Here is a 21206-nt window from a genome sequence, read left to right as displayed (position 1 = left end):
ATTGGTGCGTGAGCAAACCACGCACAATGATGAACCGATGTGCTAGTTCTTACTTAGCACACCTTAGGGTTTATTTTTGCGAATCCAGATAACGTTCGGCATCTAATGCCGCCATACAACCTGTACCGGCAGAAGTAATGGCTTGGCGATAGTTATGATCCATCACATCACCGGCGGCAAATACCCCTTCTACCGAAGTCGCCGTTGCATTGCCTTCAAGACCGGATTTCACCACAATATAGCCGTTGTTTAATTCAAGTTGACCTTGGAAGATTTCGGTGTTCGGTGAATGACCGATTGCCACAAATAAGCCATCAATATTGAGATCTTCTTTTGTACCGTCTTTGGTATTTTGTAAGCGTAAGCCGGTTACGCCCATATTGTCGCCCAATACTTCCTCTAAAGTGCGGTCGGTATGGAGCACGATTTTTCCTTCTTCCACCTTTTTGTATAAGCGGTCGATTAAGATTTTTTCCGCACGGAAGGTATCACGACGGTGGATTAAGTGAACACAACTTGAAATATTGGCTAAGTAGAGCGCTTCTTCTACTGCTGTGTTGCCACCGCCAATCACTGCAACGGGTTTGTTACGATAGAAAAAACCATCACAGGTAGCACAGGCGGAAACACCACGACCTTTATAATGTTCTTCAGAAGGCAGACCTAAATAGCGGGCTGACGCACCGGTGGCGATAATTAACGCATCACAGGTGAAATTTTGTACATCACCATAAAGTTTGAACGGACGAGAGGATAAATCTACACGGTTGATATGATCGAATACAATTTCTGTATTGAACTTTTCGGCGTGCTGTAGCATTCGTTGCATTAAACCGGAACCTGTGGTTTCACCAAAATCCCCCGGCCAATTTTCGATCTCATCGGTGGTGGTGAGCTGTCCACCTTGTTGTAAACCGGTGACTAACACCGGGTTTAAATTGGCACGAGCGGCGTAAATTGCCGCAGTATAACCGGCAGGGCCGGAACCTAAAATTAACAGTTTGGCGTGTTTCACAGTTGACATAAAGTATCCTTTCTTAACATATTGAAGTAATTTGATTTTATAACGGACACACGCAGTGTGCCCCTACAAATAAAGCCAAAATCAAGGGCTTGTCACGGCAATATAATACCCTATTTAATAGAGCAGAGAGTAAAGTAATCGGCGGAATTTATTGGTGAGTGGATCCGCATTCCCCATTGCACTTAGTATCGATAAAAACTGCTGTTTGACTTCACCATTTTGTGCATTTAAATCCACTTTTAAAATATCAAAAAGCAGACTGAGTGCCTCTTCATTTCTCCCCGCCTGATGTAATTGCACGGCAAGCTTAATGGCAATTTCAGGGGCAGGATTTTTTGCATAATCAGCACTTAATTGTTGAATTTCCGGTGTGTCAGCCGCTTGAATGAATAATTCAATCTGGGCTTGTAAACCTTGCCAGCGACTATCCCGATCTTGCAGTGGAATTTGATTTAAAATGGCTTGTGCCGGCTTGGTTTTTTTCATCGCAATATAGGTTTCCGCATAGAGTAGGGCGATATCACTGTTTTTCTTATCGGAAAGTTCCCACGCCTCTTTTAATAGCGGTAATGCGGCATCATAATTTTCTACTTGTAAGAAATCTAAGGCTTGATGAAATTTAAGCTCTTCCTCTTTGGGCAAAATCACACTTAAACGTTGTAAAAGCGAGGCTTGATCCAACGCACCGGGAAAGGCATCCAATGCCTGTGCTTCTTTGAATAAATAAGTGGTTGGTAAGGCTTGAATACGAAATTGTGCGGCAATCATTTGCTCTGTTTCACAATTCACTTTCGCCAATATAAATTGCCCTTGATATTGCTCAGCAACCCGCTCCAATAATGTTAAAAAATCCACCGATTCTTTATGACTTGGTGCATAAAAGTTTACCACCAGCGGTTTTTCAAGAGATTGTTGAAGAATTTCGGTGAGATTTTGTTCATTGATCTCAATAACAAAAGAAAAATCAGCCATTGTGCATCCTTGTTCGGAAAAATAATGGCTGATTTTAACAAAGTGCGGTCAATTTTAGAAATGTTTTACAAATCGACCGCACTTTAAGATTAGAGAATGATGCTACCGATAAGGGCGATAACAAAGCCGACTAAGCCAATTAATGTTTCTTGAACCGTCCAAGTTTTAAACATCGTCTTGGTATCAATTTCTAAAAAGCGACTAACCAACCAAAATCCGCTGTCATTTACGTGTGCTAAGACCGTTGCGCCGGAGGCAATTGAGATAACGATGAAACAAAGATCAAATTGGCTAAGTCCGGTTGTTGCAGCGACAGTTGGGGCAATTAAAGCCGAAGTCGTTGTGATGGCAACGGTAGCGGATCCCTGGGCTACACGTAATGCTGTTGATATGACAAATGCTGCAACAATAATCGGCATTCCTGTATCAGATAACATAGAGGCTAATTGATCTCCGATACCGCTGGCTCGTAAAACACCACCAAACATCCCACCGGCACCGGTCACTAAAACGATAGCACAAATTGGACCAAGCGCATTATCACAGATTTTTTCGATTTGTTCGTAACTTCTTTGTTCTTTGAGTAGCGCAATGGAGACAAGTAATGTAATTAATAATGCAATGGGTGTTTTTCCTAATAGACGCAAACTTTGTACTAATAGTGAAGAACCATCAACCATTTTCGCTACGGTAAGGGTATATAAGACGGTATCGAACATAATTAAGCATAATGGGAGCAATAGAATGAAAAGTACTTTTTTAAAACTCGGCGGGGTTAAAGTCGTTTCATTTATTGGTGTGACATTTAAAAATGATTTTGGTAGATCCAAATGAAATTTTTTCCCTAAATATGTGCCGTATAAATAAGCGGCAAAATACCATGTTGGAATCGCAATAATTACTGCAATAATAGTGAGTAAACCGATATTCGCACCGAGTAATTCACCGGAAGCGACCGGGCCTGGATGTGGCGGAAGGAAAGCATGAGTGACAGCAAAAGCACCTGCGGCAGGAAACGCATATTTAAATAAGGAACCGCCAAATTGTTTTGCAACACTAAATATTATAGGAAGCATCACGACTAAGCCGGCATCAAAGAAGATGGGGAAACCGAACAAGAGAGAAGCGATACCTAAGGCAAAGGGAGCTCTTTTTTCTCCAAATTTATTGATGAGTGTATCCGCTAATACCTTTGCACCACCGGTTATTTCAAGTAGTCGCCCTATCATTGCACCGAGTCCGACTAATAATGCAACGGAAGCAAGAGTATTTCCAAAACCGCTGAGGAGGGTTGGTAATATTTTATCTACGGGAATGCCTGTTGCGATTGCGGTAAGTAAACTAACAATCGTTAAAGCAACAAATGCATGGACATGAAATTTAATAATTAATAGCAATAAAATTGCTATTGAGGCGATAAGGATGAAAATAAGCATAATGTGTTTACCTTATGTGATGTAATAACCTAAACAGCCGCAAGCATTCCGCCATCAACAAATAGCAAATGACCATTGACAAAATCAGATGCTTTTGACGAAAGAAATATCGCCGAGCCAATTAATTCTTCAGGGTTTCCCCAGCGTGCGGCCGGTGTTCTTTTACATAACCATTCTGTGAATTCTTTATTTTCGACCAAGGGTTTTGTCAATTCTGTTTGAAAATATCCCGGAGCAATACCATTGACTTGAATGTTATAACGAGCAAGCTCAACACACATACCTCTTGTCAGCATTTTTACCGCACCTTTTGAGGCGGCGTAGGGTGTAATAGTATCTCGCCCTAATTCACTTTGCATGGAACCTATATTAATAATTTTTCCTTTTTTGCGTTGTACCATATATCGAGCAACGGCTTGTGAAATAATAAAAACCGCTTTTTGATTAACTCGAATAATGTCATCAAAGTCTTGTTCGGGAAATTCACAAAACGGATGGCGACGCTGAATACCGGCATTATTAATTAATACATCTATAGGACCGATATTTTGTTCAATATAGTCAATAGCGGTATGAACTGCAGCCGTATTTGTCACATCAAAAGGAACAGGATAAGCAATAAAGCCATTATCATTAAATTCTTTGGCTGTTTTTTCAACAATTTCTTGTGTTGTGCCATTAATGATAATTTTAGCCCCTTGTTCAGCGAGCCCTTTTGCCAGTAAATATCCAATGCCTCTTGTGGAACCCGTAATTAAAATATTTTTATCTTTTAGTGAAAATAAGTTTTCCATTATGATTTTCCTCTATGAGAATATTATTTGTACTTTTGAAATATCATTTTTATTTCCTGCTGTTTTTAATGCATCTTCGAAATTCTTAAATGAAAATGTAGCGGAGAGTAACGGTAGTGGATTGACTTTATTGCTTGCTAGCCAATTGACCGCTGTATTAAATTCTTCAACAAAACGGAATGAGCCTTTCCAGTTAATTTCCTTAGCAATCAATGTCATTAATGGGAAATTAGGTAGGTTGCCTCCCATACCAATCTGTACAATTGTACCTTTTGCTTTAGTCACTTCTAAACAACGTTCAATTGAAGAAGGGTGACCTGACGCTTCAAAAGCCACATCAAATTCACCTTTATGTTGTGCATACTCTGAAAAATCATCATTGGCGTGGAGGACTTTCGTTGCCCCCATCTCTAAGGCTAAATTTAAACAGCGCTGACTAATATCTGTACAAATAATGTCTTGTGCGCCTAATGCTTTGACTGAAGCGACAACCAAACAACCGATAGGCCCGACACCGGAAATAAATACACGCTTCCCTTTAAGATCGCCTCCTTGTTTTGCGGCATGAATCGCCACGGCAAGCGGTTCTGCAAAAACCATTATTTCATCATCAATATCCTCCGGATAAGGAATACATTGGGTATTATCAACAACTTTATATTGTGTAAATCCACCATCTACGTGAGGGTTATACATCGCACTACCGAAGAAACGCATACTTTCGCATTGATTAATGTCTCCTGATAAACAATATTTACAGCTGTGACAGGGTTTGCTCGGATTTATTGCCACTTTTTGATTTATGCGTAAATTTGGGGAGTTTGTTTTGATGATTCTACCAATCACTTCGTGTCCTAAAATCATAGGATGTTTTACCGCAAAATTTCCAACTTTTCCGTGTTGGTAATAATGCAAATCTGAGCCGCATATTCCTCCACGAGAGATCCGGATAAGTGTCTGATATTGATCACCATCATCATATTGCAAATCTTGTTCAATAATTCCGACATTTTCTGCGCATTTCACCACACAGGATAATGTTTTAATTTTCATATTTCTTCTCCTACACATAGATATGTTACCAGTAACATATCCACTTATCACAATTTGGTAAAGATGCTTTTTTCAGAAATGTGATCGACTTCAAAGAAATTGTGATTATTGCTTGTAAGTAGGCATAAAAAAGATAGAATTTCTGTGATGTCTGTCACAAAATTAAATGTTACCAGTAACAATTAATCAAAATTCTTATATGATTAAGAAAAACATTGATGAGGTATTGTTATGAGCAAAGGAAAAAGTTTTATCCTGATGGGGGTTTCAAGTACGGGAAAAACATCCGTTGGAACTGAAGTCGCACAGCGTTTAGGCATTAAACTAATTGATGGTGATGATCTTCATCCTCGTGCCAATATTATCAAAATGGGGAAAGGACAACCGTTAAATGATGAGGACAGGGCACCTTGGCTTGAGCGCATTCGTGATGCCGCCTTTAGTCTTGAACGTAAAAGCGAAGTGGGGATCATTGTTTGCTCGGCATTGAAAAAGCAATACCGTGATTTGATTCGACAAGGGAATGAGAATGTAAAATTCCTATTTTTGGAAGGTTCTTTTGATTTGGTGCTTGATCGGATGAAACAACGCAAAGGGCATTATATGAAAACGGATATGTTAAAAAGCCAATTTGATACCCTTGAAGTACCGCAAGACGATGAGCCGGATGTCATTCATATTGATATTGACGGAAGCTTTGAAACCGTGGTAGAGCGTTGCATTCGTGCGTTAAAGCCGTTGCTTTGATGATAAAAGTGCGGTCATTTTTGACCGCATTTTTTACACACTTTCACCAAGATGGATTTTAAATCCAAGATCAATGGTTTTTTCTGTGAGGGGATCACCGTTTAATCGTGCTAATAATTCTTGAGCAGCGAGTTTTCCGATTTCCAAGCGAGGTGTAATCACTGTGCCAAGTTGAGGGGTAACGGAAAACCCAACATCATGTCCATGGAATCCCGCAATGGCGATTTGTGTCGGGACAGAAATGCCAAGTCGCTGACATTCAAAGAGTGCGCCAATCGCCAAGTCATCATTGGTGCAGAAAATACCATCAGTTGCCGGGCGTTTTTTTAGAATGTCACGAAGTTGCTTTCCGCCTAAGGTAAAGGAAGAGGGCTCTTCGGTGATTAAACTATAGGGCTCAAGCCCATATTTTTTCATAGCTTGTTCATAGCCTTGCATTTTCAGTTGGGTTCGTCTGTCCATTCGTGCGGTGAAATACACAATATTTTTGTATCCTCGTGTAATCATTGTTTCCACCATAGTTTGTGCTGCCGCAACATTATCAAAACCAATAACTTGCTGAATGCCGGGCTGTGTACTATCCATAATTTCAATCACGGGAATATTCGCGACTTCGATCATTTTAAGGGTGCGTAGGGAATGGTAATTTTCCGATAAAATCAGCCCGTCAACATGATAAGAAAGTAAACTTTCAATCCGTTCTTCTTCTTTTTTGACACTATATCCGTAATGCGCCAACATCGTTTGGTAACCGGCTTGATCGGTAATATATTCAATACCTTTTAAAATATCGGCAAAAACGTGATTGGTTAAAGAAGGCAATAATACGCCAATAGCTTTACTTTTTGCATTGGAGAGAATTTCCGGTGCACGGTTAGGAATATAACCAAATTGCTCAAGCGCCTGAGCAATACGAATTTGGGTTTCCTGGGCGACAGAATCGGGATTACGCAAATAGCGGCTGACCGTCATTTTGGTGATACCGAGGTGATTGGCGATATCCTGCAAGGTGGGACGTTTATGTTTCATTGACATTCAAATTAAATCATACGTATTGGCAGTATAACAAAAACATTTGATTTTTTGACCGCACTTTTCGTTGAAAAAAGGTATAATTTGGCAATCAAATTGATAACAGGGGGATAGTGTATGGTGGATGACATTCGTTTAACACAATACAGCCATGGTGCGGGTTGAGGCTGTAAAATTTCGCCTAAGGTGTTAGGGACAATTTTACAAACACAGCTTGAAAATTTTGTCGATCCTCATTTGTTGGTGGGCAATGATACCGCAGATGATGCGGCAGTGTACGATTTAGGAAATGGAACGGCAATTATCAGTACCACGGATTTTTTTATGCCGATTGTTGATGATCCTTTTGATTTTGGACGTATTGCAGCCACGAATGCAATTAGCGATATTTTTGCGATGGGAGGAAAGCCCATTATGGCGATTGCGATTTTAGGCTTTCCAATCAATAAATTACCGGCAGAGGTGGCACAAAAAATTGTGGACGGCGGACGATTTGCCTGTCATCAAGCAGGGATTTCTCTCGCCGGCGGTCATTCCATTGACGCACCGGAACCGATTTTTGGTTTGGCGGTCACCGGGGTGATAAATACTGAAAAAGTAAAACGAAATGCCTCAGCTAAGGTAGGGAGCAAACTCTATTTAACCAAACCTTTGGGCATTGGCGTGCTGACTACGGCGGAGAAAAAAGGCAAATTAAAACCCGAGCATCAAGGATTGGCAACGGCAGTAATGTGCCAATTAAATAAGATTGGCAGCCAATTTTCAGAAGTTGATGGGGTGAGCGCCATGACGGATGTGACAGGCTTTGGTTTACTTGGTCATTTACTTGAAATCTGTGAAGGATCAAATCTCAATGCTGAGCTGTATTTTGAGCAAATCCCAACCCTTGAGGGCGTATCGGGCTATATCTCGGAAGGTTGCGTGCCGGGAGGAACAACGCGCAATTACGACAGTTACGGACATAAAGTAGACATATTGACGGATTATCAAAAAGCCGTGTTATGTGATCCACAAACTTCAGGTGGTTTATTGGTGGCGGTTGAACCGAAAAGCGAGGCGGAACTTTTAGCGATTGCGCAAGCTGCAGGCCTTGAGATTGATGAAATTGGTGTGCTGAAAGCAAGAGATGAAGAAAAAGGGATTTTTATTGAGGTTTGATAAAAAAGCGTGGAGCAATCCACGCTTTTGTTTATTGAAGTTTTTGTAGAATTAAATGACCCATCATTTCAATATGCGCCTGCTCGGCATTTAGTGCAGGAATATATTGATAAGTTTCTCCCCCGTTATGGAGAAAATTCTCACGGTTTTCTTCATCAATTTCTTCAATAGTTTCCAAACAATCCACCGAAAAACCGGGGCAAACCACAGCGATTTTACGGATACCTTGTTCACTTGCAGAAATTAAAAATTCATCGGTGTAAGGTTGCAACCATTCCTCACGCCCAAAGCGGGATTGAAAGGTCATTCCCCATTGATTTTCGGTTAAACCGAGCTTATCGACAACGGCAATGGTGGTTTCTTTGCAATGTTGGCGATAATAATCCCCTTGGTTTTCATAGCGCAATGGAATACCGTGATAAGAGAAAAGTAAAAACTCATCGGGTTTTAACCGCACTTTGATAGATTGCGCGAGGGCATCAATATAGTGTTTATCCAAATGATAGGAATGGATAAATTCAAAAGGCGGGATATTTCGAGTGTATTTCAGGGCATTGGCAAAAGCATCAAACAATGCACCGGTTGTGGTGCTGGAATATTGTGGATAAAGGGGGAAGACGATGATTTTATCCACCTGATTTTCCACGAGTGCGTCCACTGCACTTTGCATTGAAGGATTGCCGTATGTCATCGCAATTTCAACCTGCGCATTGATATTTCGAGCGGACAAATAGGCTTGTAATGCCTTTTGCTGTTGTGTGGTGATAGCAAGTAATGGCGAGCCTTGTTCTGTCCAAATGGCCTGATAATTTTTCGCAATACGTTTGGAGCGGGAAGGAAGAATGAGACTTTTAAGCAAAGGCAACCACCGCCAACGAGGCAAATCCACTACACGGGGATCTGTTAAAAATTCCCACAAATAGCGGGAAATAGCGGAAGGTGTAGGGGCATCCGGTGTTCCCAAGTTAGCCAAAATGACCCCAATTTTTTTTGTCATTGTCATAAATTTACAATAGAGAGCGTTAATCGTGAAACGCAGCAAAGTTTATCTTGATCATTGCGGATGTCAATTTGCCAAACATGGGTATTTTTACTCAAACTGATAGGCGTAGCCTTTGCTGTCACGTTGCCCTCACGCACCGGGCGAAGATGATTGGCGTTAATATCTAAGCCTACCACGGCTTTTCCTTCTTCAACACAAAGAAAACCGGCAAGGGAGCCCACGGTTTCCGCCAGTGCGACAGAAATGCCGCCATGTAATAATCCAAAAGGTTGTGTGGTGCGATTATCTACCGGCATAGTGGCTTCTAACCAATCTTCGCCAAAGGCTGAAATAGCAATGCCAAGATGACCTACCGCACAATTTTTACCTATTTCATTGAGTTGTGGGAGGGTGAAGGTTTTTTTCCAAATCATCATTTTTTCTTCCATATCGTTCTTCTTTTCTTTGAGTTTGTTTAGATTTCGCATTTTCCCCCTTCCGCCCTTTGGGTACCTTCCCCCGCAAGCAGGGGAAGGCAAGGTTAATTTTTTCTCACTCTAACACTTCAAGCAATGCTTGTACGGGATGTTTTAGCACCCTTTGTTCATAACGCTTTACTTGGCTGCGGCATGAATAACCGGTGGCTAAACAAAAGTGTGGATCTTTTCCGTGAAGTTTTTTGCCCCATGAAATAGCGTAAATGTCACGGCTCATGGTTTGGTTTTGTACTTCGTGACCAAATACGCCCGCCATACCACAACAGCCCACTTTTTCAACGGTTAATTGTTGTCCGAATTTTGCAAAAATCTGTTGCCATTCTTTTGGACTGTTTGGCATAAAGGTGGATTCCGTACAATGGGGAAAGAAATGCCAATCAAAAGTGCGGTCAGTTTTTGGTATGTTTTCTAATGTGCCTAAATCAATCTGGTTTTTGAGCCACTCGTGAGCGGTCAGAACATGGAAATCGCCCCGTTGTGCTTGTAATACCTCTTTATATTCATCACGGTAGGAAAGCACAATAGCGGGATCGACCCCCACCAACGGCACACCCAATTGGGCAACCCGATTAAGCAATTCCGCTTGGTTTTTTGCGGTTTTCGCAAAACGTTTCAAGAACCCTTTCACATGCATGGCTTTGCCATTGGGTTTGAAAGGAAGAAGAATTGGGGTAAAGCCCAGTTTTTGCGTTAACGCCACGAAATCCCGTACCACTTTTGCATCGTAATAAGAGGTGTAAGGATCTTGGACGATCAATAACATTTTCGCTTTTTCCACGGCGTTTAACTGTTCTAAGGCTTCCAACGGTTTGCCCTGATAGCCGACTTCCACAAGTTGTTGTTGTAAATTTGGGGTAGAAAGGAGCGGTAAATCTGTCATGCCAATGGTTTTTTCTACTAGCTTTTGGGTGGTTTTTAACCGAGTAAAATAATTAAAAAATTTGGCTTGTTTCGCCATATAAGGGGCGGCAAGTTCTAAATTCGCCACAATATGATCTTTTACCGGACGCAAATAACGGCGGTGGTAAAAATGGAAAAATTTTGCACGGAAACTTGGCACATCAATTTTGATCGGACACTGACTGGCACAGGCTTTGCAGGCAAGGCAGGTTTCCATTGCGGCTTTGACTTCGTGGGAAAAATCATATTCTCCCCGCCATTTTTGCAGGCTATGACGGGTTTTGGCGACAAGTGCGGTCAATTTTACGTCATTTTTTTGAAAATCAAGTTGTTCCGGCGAGATGTTTTCATTGGCTAATAAACGCAACCATTCCCGCACCATCGCAGCCCGCCCTTTCGGGGAAAACACACGGTTTTTACTCACCTTCATTGATGGACACATAATGCTGTGTTCATCAAAATTAAAACAAAGCCCATTGCCGTTGCAATGCATTGCACCTTTAAATTCATCGCGTATTTGAACCGGAATTTGGCGATCATAGTCAGCCCGCATTGGCGATAAAATGGAATAGAGTTCATCTTCAGAACCTAACGGCGTGCAGATTTTCCCCGGGTTTAGGCGATTGTGAGGATCAAATAAGAATTTGATGTAACGGAGTTCATTCCATAATTCCGGTGTGAAGAATTTTTCGCCGTAATGAGAACGCACGCCTTTGCCATGCTCCCCCCACAGTAAACCACCGTATTTCACAGTCAGCTCAGCGACTTCATCGGAAATCTGTTGGAAAAGTTTAACTTGTTCTTTATCACACAAATCCAGCGCAGGGCGAACGTGTAGCACACCGGCATCCACATGCCCGAACATACCATATTGTAAATGGTGGCGATCTAATAAGGCACGAAATTCGCTGATGTAATCGGCAAGATGTTTCGGTGGCACGCAGGTATCTTCCACAAAAGGAAGGGGTTTGGCCGGTCCTTTGGCATTACCGAGTAACCCGACGGCTTTTTTACGCATGGCATAAATGCGTTCAATAGAAGGAAGATCATGGCAGATTTGATAGCCAATAATCTGATCCTGCTGTTGGGCGATTTTTTCATCTAATGCCTGACAAAGTGCGGTCACTTGGCGATGGATTTTTTCTTGATGATGGCCGGCATATTCCACAATATTTAAACCCAAAATCGGGTTGTTTTCTTCCTCTGTTAGCAGGTCGCTAACCGAATGCCAGATAATATCTTGTTTTGCGAGGTCTAAAACCTTGGAATCAATGGTTTCCACTGAAAGGGCGTTGGCTTTCACCATAAAAGGGGCATTGCGTAGTGCCGCATCGAAAGAACGGTACTTTATATTAATGAGGGTGCGGTATCGCGGAATAGGTAAGAGATTGAGCTTGGCTTCGCAAATAAAGGCTAGGGATCCTTCAGAACCGGTGAGCAAACGAGTGAGATTAAATTCACTTTCATCTTCATTGAACACATTTTTTAAATCATAACCGGTTAAAAAACGATTGAGTTGCGGTAAATCGTTAATGATATTTTCACGTTTTTCTTTGCAACGTTGTGCAATGGTTTGATGCAGGGTTTTAGCGGTTTCAGTCAATCTAAGGGAATCAATATTATCAAAAATAGCCTGAGAATTGACCGCACTTGTATCCAAAACTTCGCCATTCATAAGAACTGTGCGCAATGCCAACACGTGATTTGAGGTTTTACCGTATTGGAGCGAGCCTTGTCCAGAGGCATCGGTGTTAATCATTCCGCCTAACGTGGCACGATTGCTGGTGGAAAGCTCCGGGGCAAAGAATAAACCATAGGGTTTTAAAAATTGATTGAGTTGATCTTTCACGACACCCGCTTGCACACGCACCCAGCGCTCTTCAATGTTCAGTTCTAAAATGGCTGTCATATGGCGGGACATATCTACAATAATATTGTGATTAAGAGATTGCCCGTTTGTCCCGGTACCACCGCCTCGGGGAGTAAAGGTGAGGGATTGAAAATCTGATCGATTTGCTAATTTTGTGATACGCACAACATCGGTCACGGTTTTGGGGAATAAAATCGCCTGAGGCAGTTGCTGATAGACACTATTATCTGTGGCAAGGCTTAAGCGATCAGCATAATGGGTGGCGATATCACCTTCAAAATGTTGTGTTTTAAGTTCGGTGAGATAGTGTTGAACAATTTCATCAACTTGTGGCACATTAGCAAGACGGGGTAACATAGTTTTACTCACAAAATAATACAGAAAAAACGAAAGAGATGATATATGATACGGGCAAGAATGTCGATTTTTGCAGTGTTAAATTTGACAGTACGAGCTTTATCTTATTGAAATGAAAATAATTATTAACAATCGATGAATGGACGTGCATTTTAAGATTTATTTGTTTATAAAATAGACAATAATCACAAAAATTATTTGATCTTTGATTTTTTTGTAGGATAATAGCGGCACTTTTGAACGTTCCTTTGGCGACACAAAGGAATTGAATTTGTCAAAAGTTGGTAACGATAGGGCAAATTCAAAACCCTAGTTAAGCAATGCTTGGAAAACGTTTTGAGTGAAAAGTTCAAAAACTTTCAAGTAAGGAAACTTTTATTATTAACGATGACTAAATAGAGGACATCAAAATGAAAAAAACTGCAATCGCATTAGCAGTAGCTGGTTTCGCAGCAGCTTCTGTAGCTCAAGCAGCACCACAAGAAAACACTTTCTATGTTGGTGTTAAAGCAGGTCAAGCATCTTTCCATGATGGTTTAAGAGCAACCGCTGATAGCATAAATAATGTCGTTGGTACTACCGTTGCTGGCTATAAGCGTAATTCTTTTACTTATGGTGTATTTGGTGGTTACCAAATCTTAAATCGTGACAACTTAGGTTTAGCGGTTGAATTAGGTTACGATGATTTTGGTCGTGCTAAAATTCGTACTTTAGGTCAAACTGCTTTAAAACATACTAACCACGGTGCTCACTTAAGCCTTAAAGGTAGCTATGGTTTAGGCGGTTTAGTGTCTGCTTTAGAAGGTTTAGACTTCTATGGTCGTGCAGGTGCTGCATTAGTTCGCTCTGACTACAAATTTTACGACAACGGTAACCGTAACCATGAAGCTGGAGCGCACAGCTTAAAAGTGTCTCCAATGTTTGCAGCAGGTTTCGAGTATGCATTACCTTCATTACCTGAGTTAGCATTCCGTCTTGAATACCAATGGTTAACTTCTGTAGGTAAAGACAACAAAATTGCAGAAAATGCAGACTACACTCCATGGATCGGTTCTATCAACGCTGGTTTATCTTACCGTTTCGGTCAAGGCGCACCGGTTGTTGCACCTGAAGTTGTAAGCAAAACTTTCAACTTAAACTCTGATGTGACTTTCGCTTTCGCTAAAGCAAACTTAAAACCTGAAGCAAAAGCAACTTTAGATGGTATCTACGGTGAAATTGCACAAGTAAACAGCGCTAAAGTAGCAGTTGCCGGTTACACAGACCGTATCGGTAAAGATGCAGCAAACTTAAAATTATCACAACGTCGTGCAGATTCTGTGGCGAACTACTTAGTATCTAAAGGTGTTGCCGCACAAGATATCACTGCAACCGGTTACGGTGAAGCAAACCCAGTTACTGGTGCAACCTGTGATGCGGTTAAAGGTCGTAAAGCGCTTATCGCTTGTTTAGCACCGGATCGTCGTGTTGAAATCGCAGTTAACGGTACTAAATAATTTCATTTAGTTATCCATTAGCGGATTAAACGGAAAGACCTAAGCCTCGGTTTAGGTCTTTTCTTTTATCTAAATAGAGAAAGGCTCTCTCATTTTTTAATTAAGTAGGAACATTATTATGAAAAAATGGCTTGTAATTATCCTTGTTGCTGTTGTTGCGGGGTTTACTTTAATGTCGAGTTATAACGGATTGGTTAAAGCGGAAGAAGAAATTGATTCAGTATGGGCAAATGTGGAATCTTCTTATCAACGCCGTGCCGATCTTATTCCTAATTTAGTGAATACAGTGAAAGGTCAGGCAAATTTTGAACAACAAACCTTAACCAATGTAATCGAAGCGCGTGCAAAAGCGACACAAACGAGAATTGATCCTGCCAATATGACAGAAGAACAACTTGCACAATTTCAACAGGATCAAAACCAAGTAGGATCCGCATTATCCAGATTGCTTGTTACCGTTGAACAATATCCTCAATTAAAAGCGCATGAAGGCTTTATGAATTTACAAGCACAATTAGAGGGAACTGAAAACCGTATCAATGTTGCTCGTAATAAGTTTAATGATGCGGCTCGTATTTATAACCAAAAGGTGCGCCAATTCCCGACAAAATTTGCCGCATTAATCTTTGGGTTTAAAGAAAAACCTTATTTTAAATCGGCCTCCGGCGCTGAAAATGCCCCGACTGTGAATTTTAATTAAGGTTGCTATGATGAGATTCTTTTCAAGAATTCCGGTGGATAAAAAACAAATAGAGGCGGCGATTAGCCGCCTTGAAAATGAAAGTTCGGCAGAGTTGCGTGTTTATATTGAACGAAAACTGCCTAAATCTTCTGCAGGGATGTCTGCCATAGAACGCGCTTTACAGGTGTTTAACGAACTTGAAATGGATAAAACTTCTGCACAAAACGCAGTGTTGATTTATGTGGGATATAAAGATCACCTTTGTGCAATCATTGGCGATAAAGGGATTCATCAATTTGTTGATGAGGCTTATTGGCAGAGGCAATGTGATCTTATGATCGAACAATTCAAAGAAAAAGCCTATACAAAAGGGATTGTAGAGGCTATTGAGCGAATTACTGATACGTTGAAAATCCATTTTCCGATTCAACCGAATGATAAAAATGAATTACCTAATGAGGTGATCATTCATGGCTAAACTGTTGCAACACTTGAAAAGTGCGGTTGTTTTTGGGCTTATTTTTTGGGGATCGTTGGTTTTTGCTGCACAGTTCCCTGCAACACCCAATCCTTTTCGTTATGTGAATGATTACACTAATACGCTCTCGCCACAACAGCAGCAAGTGCTTGAAAATAAATTAGTGGACTATGGCAAGGCGACCAGTTCACAAATCGCTGTTGTTATCATTCCTACCACGGCTGAATATGAGATTGCAGATTACACCTTTGCTTTGGGCGATAAATGGGGAATTGGGCGTAAGCAATTGAATAATGGCGTATTAATGCTGATTGCCAAAAATGATCGTAAGGTATTTATTGCTACCGGGCAGGGATTAGAAGGCGTATTACCCGATGCTTTTTTATCCCAGGTTATCCGTCATACCATTTTACCGCAATTTAAACAGGGTCAGTATGCACAAGGGATTAACGATGGGTTAAATGATATTATTGCCGCAAGCCAAGGGGAATATGGCGCTTATCAAACGGAAGAAAGTGAATTTGACCAATATATTCCTTTCCTTATGGCATTGGTATTTATCGCCTTTGTCGTGTTTGGTGAATATCAATTCCACAAAGATGAAATTTACATTAGCCCAAATCAGCGTGATCAATTAAATCGCATTGTGCATCAATCGACATTATCCCGTCGTCGTAGAGGCGGCTCCGGTTTTGGTGGAGGATTTGGCGGGGGATTCGGTGGTGGCTCATCGGGTGGCGGTTTTGGCGGTGGCGGATTTGGTGGCGGTGGTGCCGGCGGGAGCTGGTAAATCCGACATAATAACTCAGCTTCTCATTGGTGATACTGAGAACTTATGCTAGAATGCGCCTTTCTATTGTTATGGGGAACATTATGGAAACCTTAGATAAAATCAAAAAACAAATTAGCGAGAACCCAATTTTAATTTATATGAAAGGTTCGCCTAAGCTACCTTCTTGTGGTTTTTCTGCGCGTGCGGCAGAGGCATTAATCAACTGTAAAGTGCCTTTTGGTTATGTGGATATCCTCCAACATCCGGATATTCGTGCTGAATTACCGGCTTACGCAAATTGGCCGACTTTCCCACAATTATGGGTTGAAGGAGAACTCATTGGAGGATGCGATATTATGTTAGAAATGTATCAATCCGGTGAGTTACAAGCCTTATTAACTGAAGTCGCCGCAAAACATAAAGCTTAATTCTATTGTTGAAACCCGCTTGTGCGGGTTTTATTTTGCCTAAATTTTGTGATCAGGTTAGCATTTTTCTTTTAAAATGCTTGTATATCGTAACAAGTTTATATAGACTCTTGCCCATTAGTCGGGGTGCCTATCATTGGCTGAGAGAGACCCGTGAACCTGAAACAGATAATGCTGGCGTAGGAAACTAATTCTTTTCATTAGACTGTTTCGCATTTTTATAAGGACAGCATAATGAAAAAAACACTCTTCATTTCAACCGCACTTTTTCTTGCCTCAAACGTTTTTGCTCAAACCACACAACCCCTAACCGTTTACACTTACGACACTTTTAGTGCCGATTGGAGTGCCGGTCCAAAGGTAAAAGCAGGTTTTGAAAAACAATTTCCTCAATGCCAATTAAATTATGTGGCTTTTGATAATAGTGGTACATTATTTAATCGTGTTCGTTTGGATGGAAAAAAAATTAAAGCGGATATCGTATTAGGGTTAGATAATTACCAAATAGATGAAGCCAAGAAATTAGCCATTTTTGAACCGAACCAAGTAGATCTTAATAAATTGGATTTACCGCTCAAATGGGATGATCGCACGTTCTTGCCTTTTGATTTTGCAAAATACGCCTTCATTTATGATAAAAATAAATTATCCCATCCACCGAAAAGCCTAAAAGAATTAGTCGAACGTAAAGATTTGAAGGTGTTGTATCAAGATCCGCGAACCAGCAGTATTGGTCGTGGTTTATTACTTTGGGTAAACACACTCTATCCGCAAGCAGAAGCACAAAACGTATGGAAAACCTTGTCAGAACACACGGTCACGATTACAAAAGGATGGACTGAAGCCTACGGTGCATTTTTAAAAGGTGAAGGAGATCTTGTACTCAGTACCAATACTTCACCAATTTATCATCTTCTTTCTGAACAAAAAGACAACTATATGGCAACGGATTTTTCGGAAGGTGGCATATTGCTAGTGGAAGTAGCGGCTAAAGTGGCAAATCGTCATAATGCCTGTGCCGATTTTTTCTTAGATTATTTAGTTTCACCCGAAGCGCAAGCGAACATTGCAAAACATAACGTGATGTTACCCGTCATTGATAGCCCTATCGAAAGCCATATTGACGCACTAAAAAAACATACCCAAAATTCGTTGATACTGGATACCTCAAAGATTACCGGTGAACAATTAAAAATTTGGATCAATCAATGGCAAAAAGCACTGTCTAAATAGTGATTGAAATGATGTCACGCTTTTCTCATCCGCATTTTCGCCCTCGTCATTATTTAGGGGGGAGTGCGGTCATTTTTTTTATCGTTTTGCTTTATAGCACCTCGCTTTACGAAATTTTTTCAGTAGGAGGTGATTACTCGTGGGAAGATTTCAAACAAGATGACTATGTACACCAAGTTATCACCTTTAGTTTCGGGCAAGCTTTTTTGTCCGCATTTCTTTCTTTATTCATTGGTGTGTTATTCGGGCGTGCTTTTTTTTATCAATCTTTTCCAGGGAAATCGGTTATTCAACGTTTATTTTCCCTGACGTTTGTGCTGCCCTCACTGCTTGTGATTTTTGGTTTGTTGGGTATTTATGGCACAGCAGGCTGGTTCAGCCGTTTCATTCATTGGCTGGGAATAGATTGGAAACCGACCATTTACGGTTTAACCGGTATACTTATCGCACATCTTTTTTTTAATATTCCTCTTGCCGCCAGAATGGCACAGCAAGCCTTGCAAAGTATTCCCTCAGAACAACACCGCCTTGCGGCACAATTAAATCTTCGAGGCTGGCAATTTTTTCGCTTAATTGAATTCCCTTATTTAAAAAGCCAGCTTTTGCCGGCTTTTGTCTTGGTTTTTATGTTGTGTTTCACCAGTTTCGCTATTGTGCTTTCGCTTGGGGGAGGACCACAAAATAGCACCTTAGAAGTCGCTATTTACCAAGCGATTTTCTTTGAGTTTGATTTACCAAAAGCCGCCTTATTTGCATTGATTCAATTTATCTGCTGTTTTGTACTATTCGGCATATCGCAATTTTTTTCCACCCCACCGGAAACCGTTGTTTCTCAACGCTATATTTGGGTTAACCGACCCTCAAGTGCGGTCAAAATTTTACATATTTTTATTTTAGTTTCCGTGTGTTTATTCATTTTGATGCCGTTGATCAATATTATTGTGGAAGGGATAAGTGCACCACAATGGTTGACTTTCTGGCAAGATCCGCAATTATGGAAAGCATTAATTTATTCCCTTTCAATTGCACCGACCTCAGGTGTATTATCCATCGTCTTTTCTTTTTTCTTACTTTTACTTTCCCGACAATTGCAATGGCTTCATTTCCCCCTGCTCGCAACACTTATTCAAAGTGGTGGAATGATGATATTAGCTATCCCGACTTTAATTTTAACCGTAGGGTTATTTCTAACTTTACAAAATATGAATTTTACCCCGGCACATTTATTTGTGATTGTCGTGCTGTGCAATGCTTTAGCGGCTATGCCTTTTGTTATTCGCATTTTAAATCCCCCAATGGTACAAACCATGCAGTATTATGAAAAGCTTTGTTTATCCCTTGGTCTTAAAGGTTGGCAACGTTTTAAACTCATCGAATATCCGTTACTCAAAGCGCCATTAAAATATGCGTTTGCTTTAGCAACCACTTTTTCTTTAGGCGATTTTACGGCTATTGCATTGTTTGGTAATCCTGATTTTACTTCTTTACCGCATTTACTCTATCAACAAATTGGGCAATATCGGAGTCAAGAAGCCGCGATTACCGCATTCATTCTCCTCAGTTTATGTATCGGATTTTTCTTGTTTATTGAACGCAATAAGGTGAATTATGATTAAATTAAAACAAGTCATCTTTAATTATCAATCTATGCCAATGATGTTTGATTTACACATTCAAGCACAAGAAAAAATTGCGATTATTGGTGAAAGTGGCGCAGGCAAAAGCACTCTATTGAATCTTATTGCTGGATTTGATTATGCCAATAGCGGGGCAATTTGGCTCAATGGTGAAAACCATACGCATACTGCCCCTTACGAACGCCCCGTTTCAATGCTATTTCAAGAAAATAATTTATTTACCCATTTGACGGTGGCAGAAAATATCGCACTAGGCTTAAAACCGAATTTATCGTTATCTGTTGAAGAAAAAATTCGAGTGGAACAGGTGGCAAGTGCGGTGAATTTACAAGATTTTTTAAGGCGAAAATCCACCGCACTTTCAGGCGGGCAAAAACAGCGGGTGGCATTGGCTCGTTGTTTATTACGTGATAAACCGATTTTATTATTAGATGAACCTTTCTCTGCACTTGATCCGCAATTACGTATGGAAATGTTAAAGTTGATTGACCAGTTATGCGATGAAAAAATGCTAACTTTACTCCTCGTTACACATCAGCCGAAAGAATTAGAAGGGCATATTGATCGTATTATCCCTATTCATCAAGGAAAAAATTTATAGGAAAAAGAATGACCAACATCCAATCCGTTCAATTAAATAGTATAACCCCACATCCTTCCATTGAATATTGGTCGGTTTGCAAAGTCGAGGCATTATTTGAAATGCCATTTTTAGAATTAATTTACCGTGCCGCCCAAGTTCATCGTGAGCATTTTAATCCGCAAGTCATTCAACTTTCGACCTTAATGTCGATTAAAACCGGTGGTTGCCCAGAGGATTGTGGCTACTGTCCACAATCAGCCCGTTATCAAACCGGTGTGCAAAATCAGCAATTATTAGAGATTGAGGAAATTGTTGAAAAAGCGAAAATTGCAAAATCCCGTGGTGCGGCTCGTTTTTGTATGGGGGCGGCATGGCGGGGTCCGAAGCCAAAAGATATGGAAAAAGTGACGGCTATCATTAAAGCGGTGAAAGCATTGGGGCTGGAAACTTGCGGTACTTTTGGGCTATTGCAAGAGGGCATGGCAGAAGCGCTTAAAGAAGCGGGATTGGATTATTACAACCATAATCTTGATACGGCTCCGGAACATTATCAACAGGTTATCGGAACACGCCGATTTGATGATCGCCTAAGCACTTTAGGAAAAGTACGAAAGGCAGGGTTAAAAGTGTGTTGTGGTGGCATTGTTGGTATGAATGAAACACGCAAAGAACGTGCGGGATTAATTGCAAGCCTTGCAAATTTAGACCCTCAACCTGAATCGGTACCGATAAATCAATTGGTGAAAGTAGAGGGAACGCCGCTTGAAAATGCTGTTGAGCTGGATTGGACGGAGTTTGTGCGAACGATTGCCGTTGCACGCATTACTATGCCAAAAAGTTATGTGCGTTTATCTGCCGGTCGCCAAGGTATGAGTGAAGAAATGCAAGCGATGTGCTTTATGGCGGGCGCTAATTCTATTTTTTATGGTGATAAATTATTGGTAACGGCTAACTCTGAAGAAGATGGCGATCAACAGCTTATGGCAAAACTTGATCTCGAACCGGAAACAAAAGAAAACCGTAAGCCTTTGAAAGGGTAGAAAGAAAAAGTGCGGTCAATGATCTGCACCCCAAA

Annotated in this window: 20 protein-coding genes and 1 riboswitch; of the genes, 11 read left to right on the top strand and 9 right to left on the bottom strand. The window is 40.8% G+C overall.

Going from position 1 to position 21206, the window contains the following annotated elements; all coding sequences use genetic code 11:
• Positions 1-70: 70 nt before the first annotated feature.
• The 5 genes from trxB to idnD all read right to left on the bottom strand — a co-directional run bounded on the left by trxB (position 71) and on the right by idnD (position 5279).
• Complete coding sequence (gene trxB, locus BKK52_RS00460; protein ID WP_077477469.1) at positions 71-1024, bottom strand: thioredoxin-disulfide reductase; 954 nt, start codon at positions 1022-1024, stop codon at positions 71-73.
• A gap of 114 nt (positions 1025-1138) precedes the next feature.
• Positions 1139-1996, bottom strand: coding sequence for a co-chaperone YbbN (locus BKK52_RS00455; RefSeq protein WP_077477468.1), 858 nt, complete (start codon positions 1994-1996; stop codon positions 1139-1141).
• 89 nt (positions 1997-2085) lie between these two features.
• The gene (locus BKK52_RS00450; protein ID WP_077477467.1) at positions 2086-3432 is read right to left on the bottom strand and encodes a GntP family permease; all 1347 of its coding nucleotides are present in this window, start codon (positions 3430-3432) and stop codon (positions 2086-2088) included.
• Positions 3433-3461: 29 nt separating this feature from the next.
• Entirely contained in the window at positions 3462-4226 is a 765-nt protein-coding gene (gene idnO / locus BKK52_RS00445; protein ID WP_077420393.1) for a gluconate 5-dehydrogenase, read from the bottom strand.
• A 12-nt stretch (positions 4227-4238) separates the two neighbouring features.
• Entirely contained in the window at positions 4239-5279 is a 1041-nt protein-coding gene (gene idnD / locus BKK52_RS00440; protein WP_077477466.1) for an L-idonate 5-dehydrogenase, read from the bottom strand.
• Positions 5280-5510: 231 nt separating this feature from the next.
• Here idnD and BKK52_RS00435 point away from each other — a divergent pair, with 231 nt between their 5' ends.
• The gene (locus BKK52_RS00435; protein ID WP_077474029.1) at positions 5511-6026 is read left to right on the top strand and encodes a gluconokinase; all 516 of its coding nucleotides are present in this window, start codon (positions 5511-5513) and stop codon (positions 6024-6026) included.
• Positions 6027-6059: 33 nt separating this feature from the next.
• On the opposite strand, the gene gntR is transcribed toward BKK52_RS00435, so the two are convergent.
• Complete coding sequence (gene gntR / locus BKK52_RS00430) at positions 6060-7061, bottom strand: gluconate operon transcriptional repressor GntR (RefSeq protein WP_077414899.1); 1002 nt, start codon at positions 7059-7061, stop codon at positions 6060-6062.
• Between the two features lie 114 nt (positions 7062-7175).
• Between gntR and selD the strand changes: the two genes are divergently transcribed.
• Positions 7176-8216, top strand: coding sequence for a selenide, water dikinase SelD (gene selD / locus BKK52_RS00425; RefSeq protein ID WP_083735370.1), 1041 nt, complete (start codon positions 7176-7178; stop codon positions 8214-8216).
• Positions 8217-8247: 31 nt separating this feature from the next.
• Here the strand turns inward: selD and hemH are convergent, their stop codons facing one another.
• The 3 genes from hemH to ydiJ form a co-directional block, all read right to left on the bottom strand.
• Positions 8248-9219 carry a ferrochelatase gene (hemH, locus tag BKK52_RS00420; RefSeq protein WP_077477464.1) on the bottom strand — a complete coding sequence of 324 codons (972 nt, stop codon included), beginning with the start codon at positions 9217-9219 and terminating at the stop codon, positions 8248-8250.
• Positions 9216-9632 carry a hotdog fold thioesterase gene (locus tag BKK52_RS00415; protein WP_077420409.1) on the bottom strand — a complete coding sequence of 139 codons (417 nt, stop codon included), beginning with the start codon at positions 9630-9632 and terminating at the stop codon, positions 9216-9218. The genes hemH and BKK52_RS00415 overlap by 4 nt, the downstream gene beginning before the upstream one ends.
• Before the next feature lie 118 nt (positions 9633-9750).
• Positions 9751-12822, bottom strand: a complete 3072-nt coding sequence (gene ydiJ, locus BKK52_RS00410; RefSeq protein ID WP_077477463.1) for a D-2-hydroxyglutarate dehydrogenase YdiJ — start codon at positions 12820-12822, stop codon at positions 9751-9753.
• Between the two features lie 410 nt (positions 12823-13232).
• Between ydiJ and ompA the strand changes: the two genes are divergently transcribed.
• From ompA to bioB, 9 genes are all read left to right on the top strand, one after another.
• Complete coding sequence (gene ompA, locus BKK52_RS00405; protein ID WP_077477462.1) at positions 13233-14318, top strand: porin OmpA; 1086 nt, start codon at positions 13233-13235, stop codon at positions 14316-14318.
• 118 nt (positions 14319-14436) lie between these two features.
• Complete coding sequence (locus BKK52_RS00400; RefSeq protein ID WP_077414887.1) at positions 14437-15018, top strand: LemA family protein; 582 nt, start codon at positions 14437-14439, stop codon at positions 15016-15018.
• A gap of 10 nt (positions 15019-15028) precedes the next feature.
• Positions 15029-15478 carry a TPM domain-containing protein gene (locus BKK52_RS00395; RefSeq protein ID WP_077414885.1) on the top strand — a complete coding sequence of 150 codons (450 nt, stop codon included), beginning with the start codon at positions 15029-15031 and terminating at the stop codon, positions 15476-15478.
• Positions 15471-16268 (top strand): TPM domain-containing protein, encoded by a 798-nt coding sequence (locus BKK52_RS00390; RefSeq protein WP_077477461.1) that lies wholly within the window; start codon positions 15471-15473, stop codon positions 16266-16268. The genes BKK52_RS00395 and BKK52_RS00390 overlap by 8 nt, the downstream gene beginning before the upstream one ends.
• Before the next feature lie 83 nt (positions 16269-16351).
• Positions 16352-16678 carry a Grx4 family monothiol glutaredoxin gene (grxD, locus tag BKK52_RS00385; RefSeq protein ID WP_077420375.1) on the top strand — a complete coding sequence of 109 codons (327 nt, stop codon included), beginning with the start codon at positions 16352-16354 and terminating at the stop codon, positions 16676-16678.
• Positions 16679-16790: 112 nt separating this feature from the next.
• Positions 16791-16881, top strand: a riboswitch (TPP riboswitch).
• A gap of 31 nt (positions 16882-16912) precedes the next feature.
• Positions 16913-17911: a thiamine ABC transporter substrate binding subunit gene (gene thiB, locus BKK52_RS00380; protein WP_077477460.1), complete on the top strand. Its 999-nt coding sequence runs from the start codon at positions 16913-16915 to the stop codon at positions 17909-17911.
• Between the two features lie 8 nt (positions 17912-17919).
• Entirely contained in the window at positions 17920-19527 is a 1608-nt protein-coding gene (gene thiP / locus BKK52_RS00375) for a thiamine/thiamine pyrophosphate ABC transporter permease ThiP (protein ID WP_077477459.1), read from the top strand.
• Positions 19520-20149: a thiamine ABC transporter ATP-binding protein gene (gene thiQ / locus BKK52_RS00370; protein WP_077414877.1), complete on the top strand. Its 630-nt coding sequence runs from the start codon at positions 19520-19522 to the stop codon at positions 20147-20149. Before thiP ends, thiQ begins: the two co-directional genes overlap by 8 nt.
• Positions 20150-20157: 8 nt before the next feature.
• The gene (gene bioB / locus BKK52_RS00365) at positions 20158-21171 is read left to right on the top strand and encodes a biotin synthase BioB (RefSeq protein WP_077474024.1); all 1014 of its coding nucleotides are present in this window, start codon (positions 20158-20160) and stop codon (positions 21169-21171) included.
• Positions 21172-21206: the final 35 nt, after the last annotated feature.

Source organism: Rodentibacter trehalosifermentans (assembly GCF_002000545.1).
Taxonomy (GTDB): Bacteria; Pseudomonadota; Gammaproteobacteria; order Enterobacterales; family Pasteurellaceae; genus Rodentibacter; species Rodentibacter trehalosifermentans.
Note: the sequence above shows the minus strand (reverse complement) of the source record. Positions and strands in the feature narration are given on the sequence as shown.

Bases quoted from the DNA above. Each gene is read 5' to 3' on its own strand.
- trxB (WP_077477469.1), bottom strand. From the start codon at position 1,024: ATGTCAACTGTGAAACACGCCAAACTGTTAATTTTAGGTTCCGGCCCT.
- BKK52_RS00455 (WP_077477468.1), bottom strand. From the start codon at position 1,996: ATGGCTGATTTTTCTTTTGTTATTGAGATCAATGAACAAAATCTCACC.
- BKK52_RS00450 (WP_077477467.1), bottom strand. From the start codon at position 3,432: ATGCTTATTTTCATCCTTATCGCCTCAATAGCAATTTTATTGCTATTA.
- idnO (WP_077420393.1), bottom strand. From the start codon at position 4,226: ATGGAAAACTTATTTTCACTAAAAGATAAAAATATTTTAATTACGGGT.
- idnD (WP_077477466.1), bottom strand. From the start codon at position 5,279: ATGAAAATTAAAACATTATCCTGTGTGGTGAAATGCGCAGAAAATGTC.
- BKK52_RS00435 (WP_077474029.1), top strand. From the start codon at position 5,511: ATGAGCAAAGGAAAAAGTTTTATCCTGATGGGGGTTTCAAGTACGGGA.
- gntR (WP_077414899.1), bottom strand. From the start codon at position 7,061: ATGTCAATGAAACATAAACGTCCCACCTTGCAGGATATCGCCAATCAC.
- hemH (WP_077477464.1), bottom strand. From the start codon at position 9,219: ATGACAATGACAAAAAAAATTGGGGTCATTTTGGCTAACTTGGGAACA.
- BKK52_RS00415 (WP_077420409.1), bottom strand. From the start codon at position 9,632: ATGATTTGGAAAAAAACCTTCACCCTCCCACAACTCAATGAAATAGGT.
- ydiJ (WP_077477463.1), bottom strand. From the start codon at position 12,822: ATGTTACCCCGTCTTGCTAATGTGCCACAAGTTGATGAAATTGTTCAA.
- ompA (WP_077477462.1), top strand. From the start codon at position 13,233: ATGAAAAAAACTGCAATCGCATTAGCAGTAGCTGGTTTCGCAGCAGCT.
- BKK52_RS00400 (WP_077414887.1), top strand. From the start codon at position 14,437: ATGAAAAAATGGCTTGTAATTATCCTTGTTGCTGTTGTTGCGGGGTTT.
- BKK52_RS00395 (WP_077414885.1), top strand. From the start codon at position 15,029: ATGAGATTCTTTTCAAGAATTCCGGTGGATAAAAAACAAATAGAGGCG.
- BKK52_RS00390 (WP_077477461.1), top strand. From the start codon at position 15,471: ATGGCTAAACTGTTGCAACACTTGAAAAGTGCGGTTGTTTTTGGGCTT.
- grxD (WP_077420375.1), top strand. From the start codon at position 16,352: ATGGAAACCTTAGATAAAATCAAAAAACAAATTAGCGAGAACCCAATT.
- thiB (WP_077477460.1), top strand. From the start codon at position 16,913: ATGAAAAAAACACTCTTCATTTCAACCGCACTTTTTCTTGCCTCAAAC.
- thiP (WP_077477459.1), top strand. From the start codon at position 17,920: ATGATGTCACGCTTTTCTCATCCGCATTTTCGCCCTCGTCATTATTTA.
- thiQ (WP_077414877.1), top strand. From the start codon at position 19,520: ATGATTAAATTAAAACAAGTCATCTTTAATTATCAATCTATGCCAATG.
- bioB (WP_077474024.1), top strand. From the start codon at position 20,158: ATGACCAACATCCAATCCGTTCAATTAAATAGTATAACCCCACATCCT.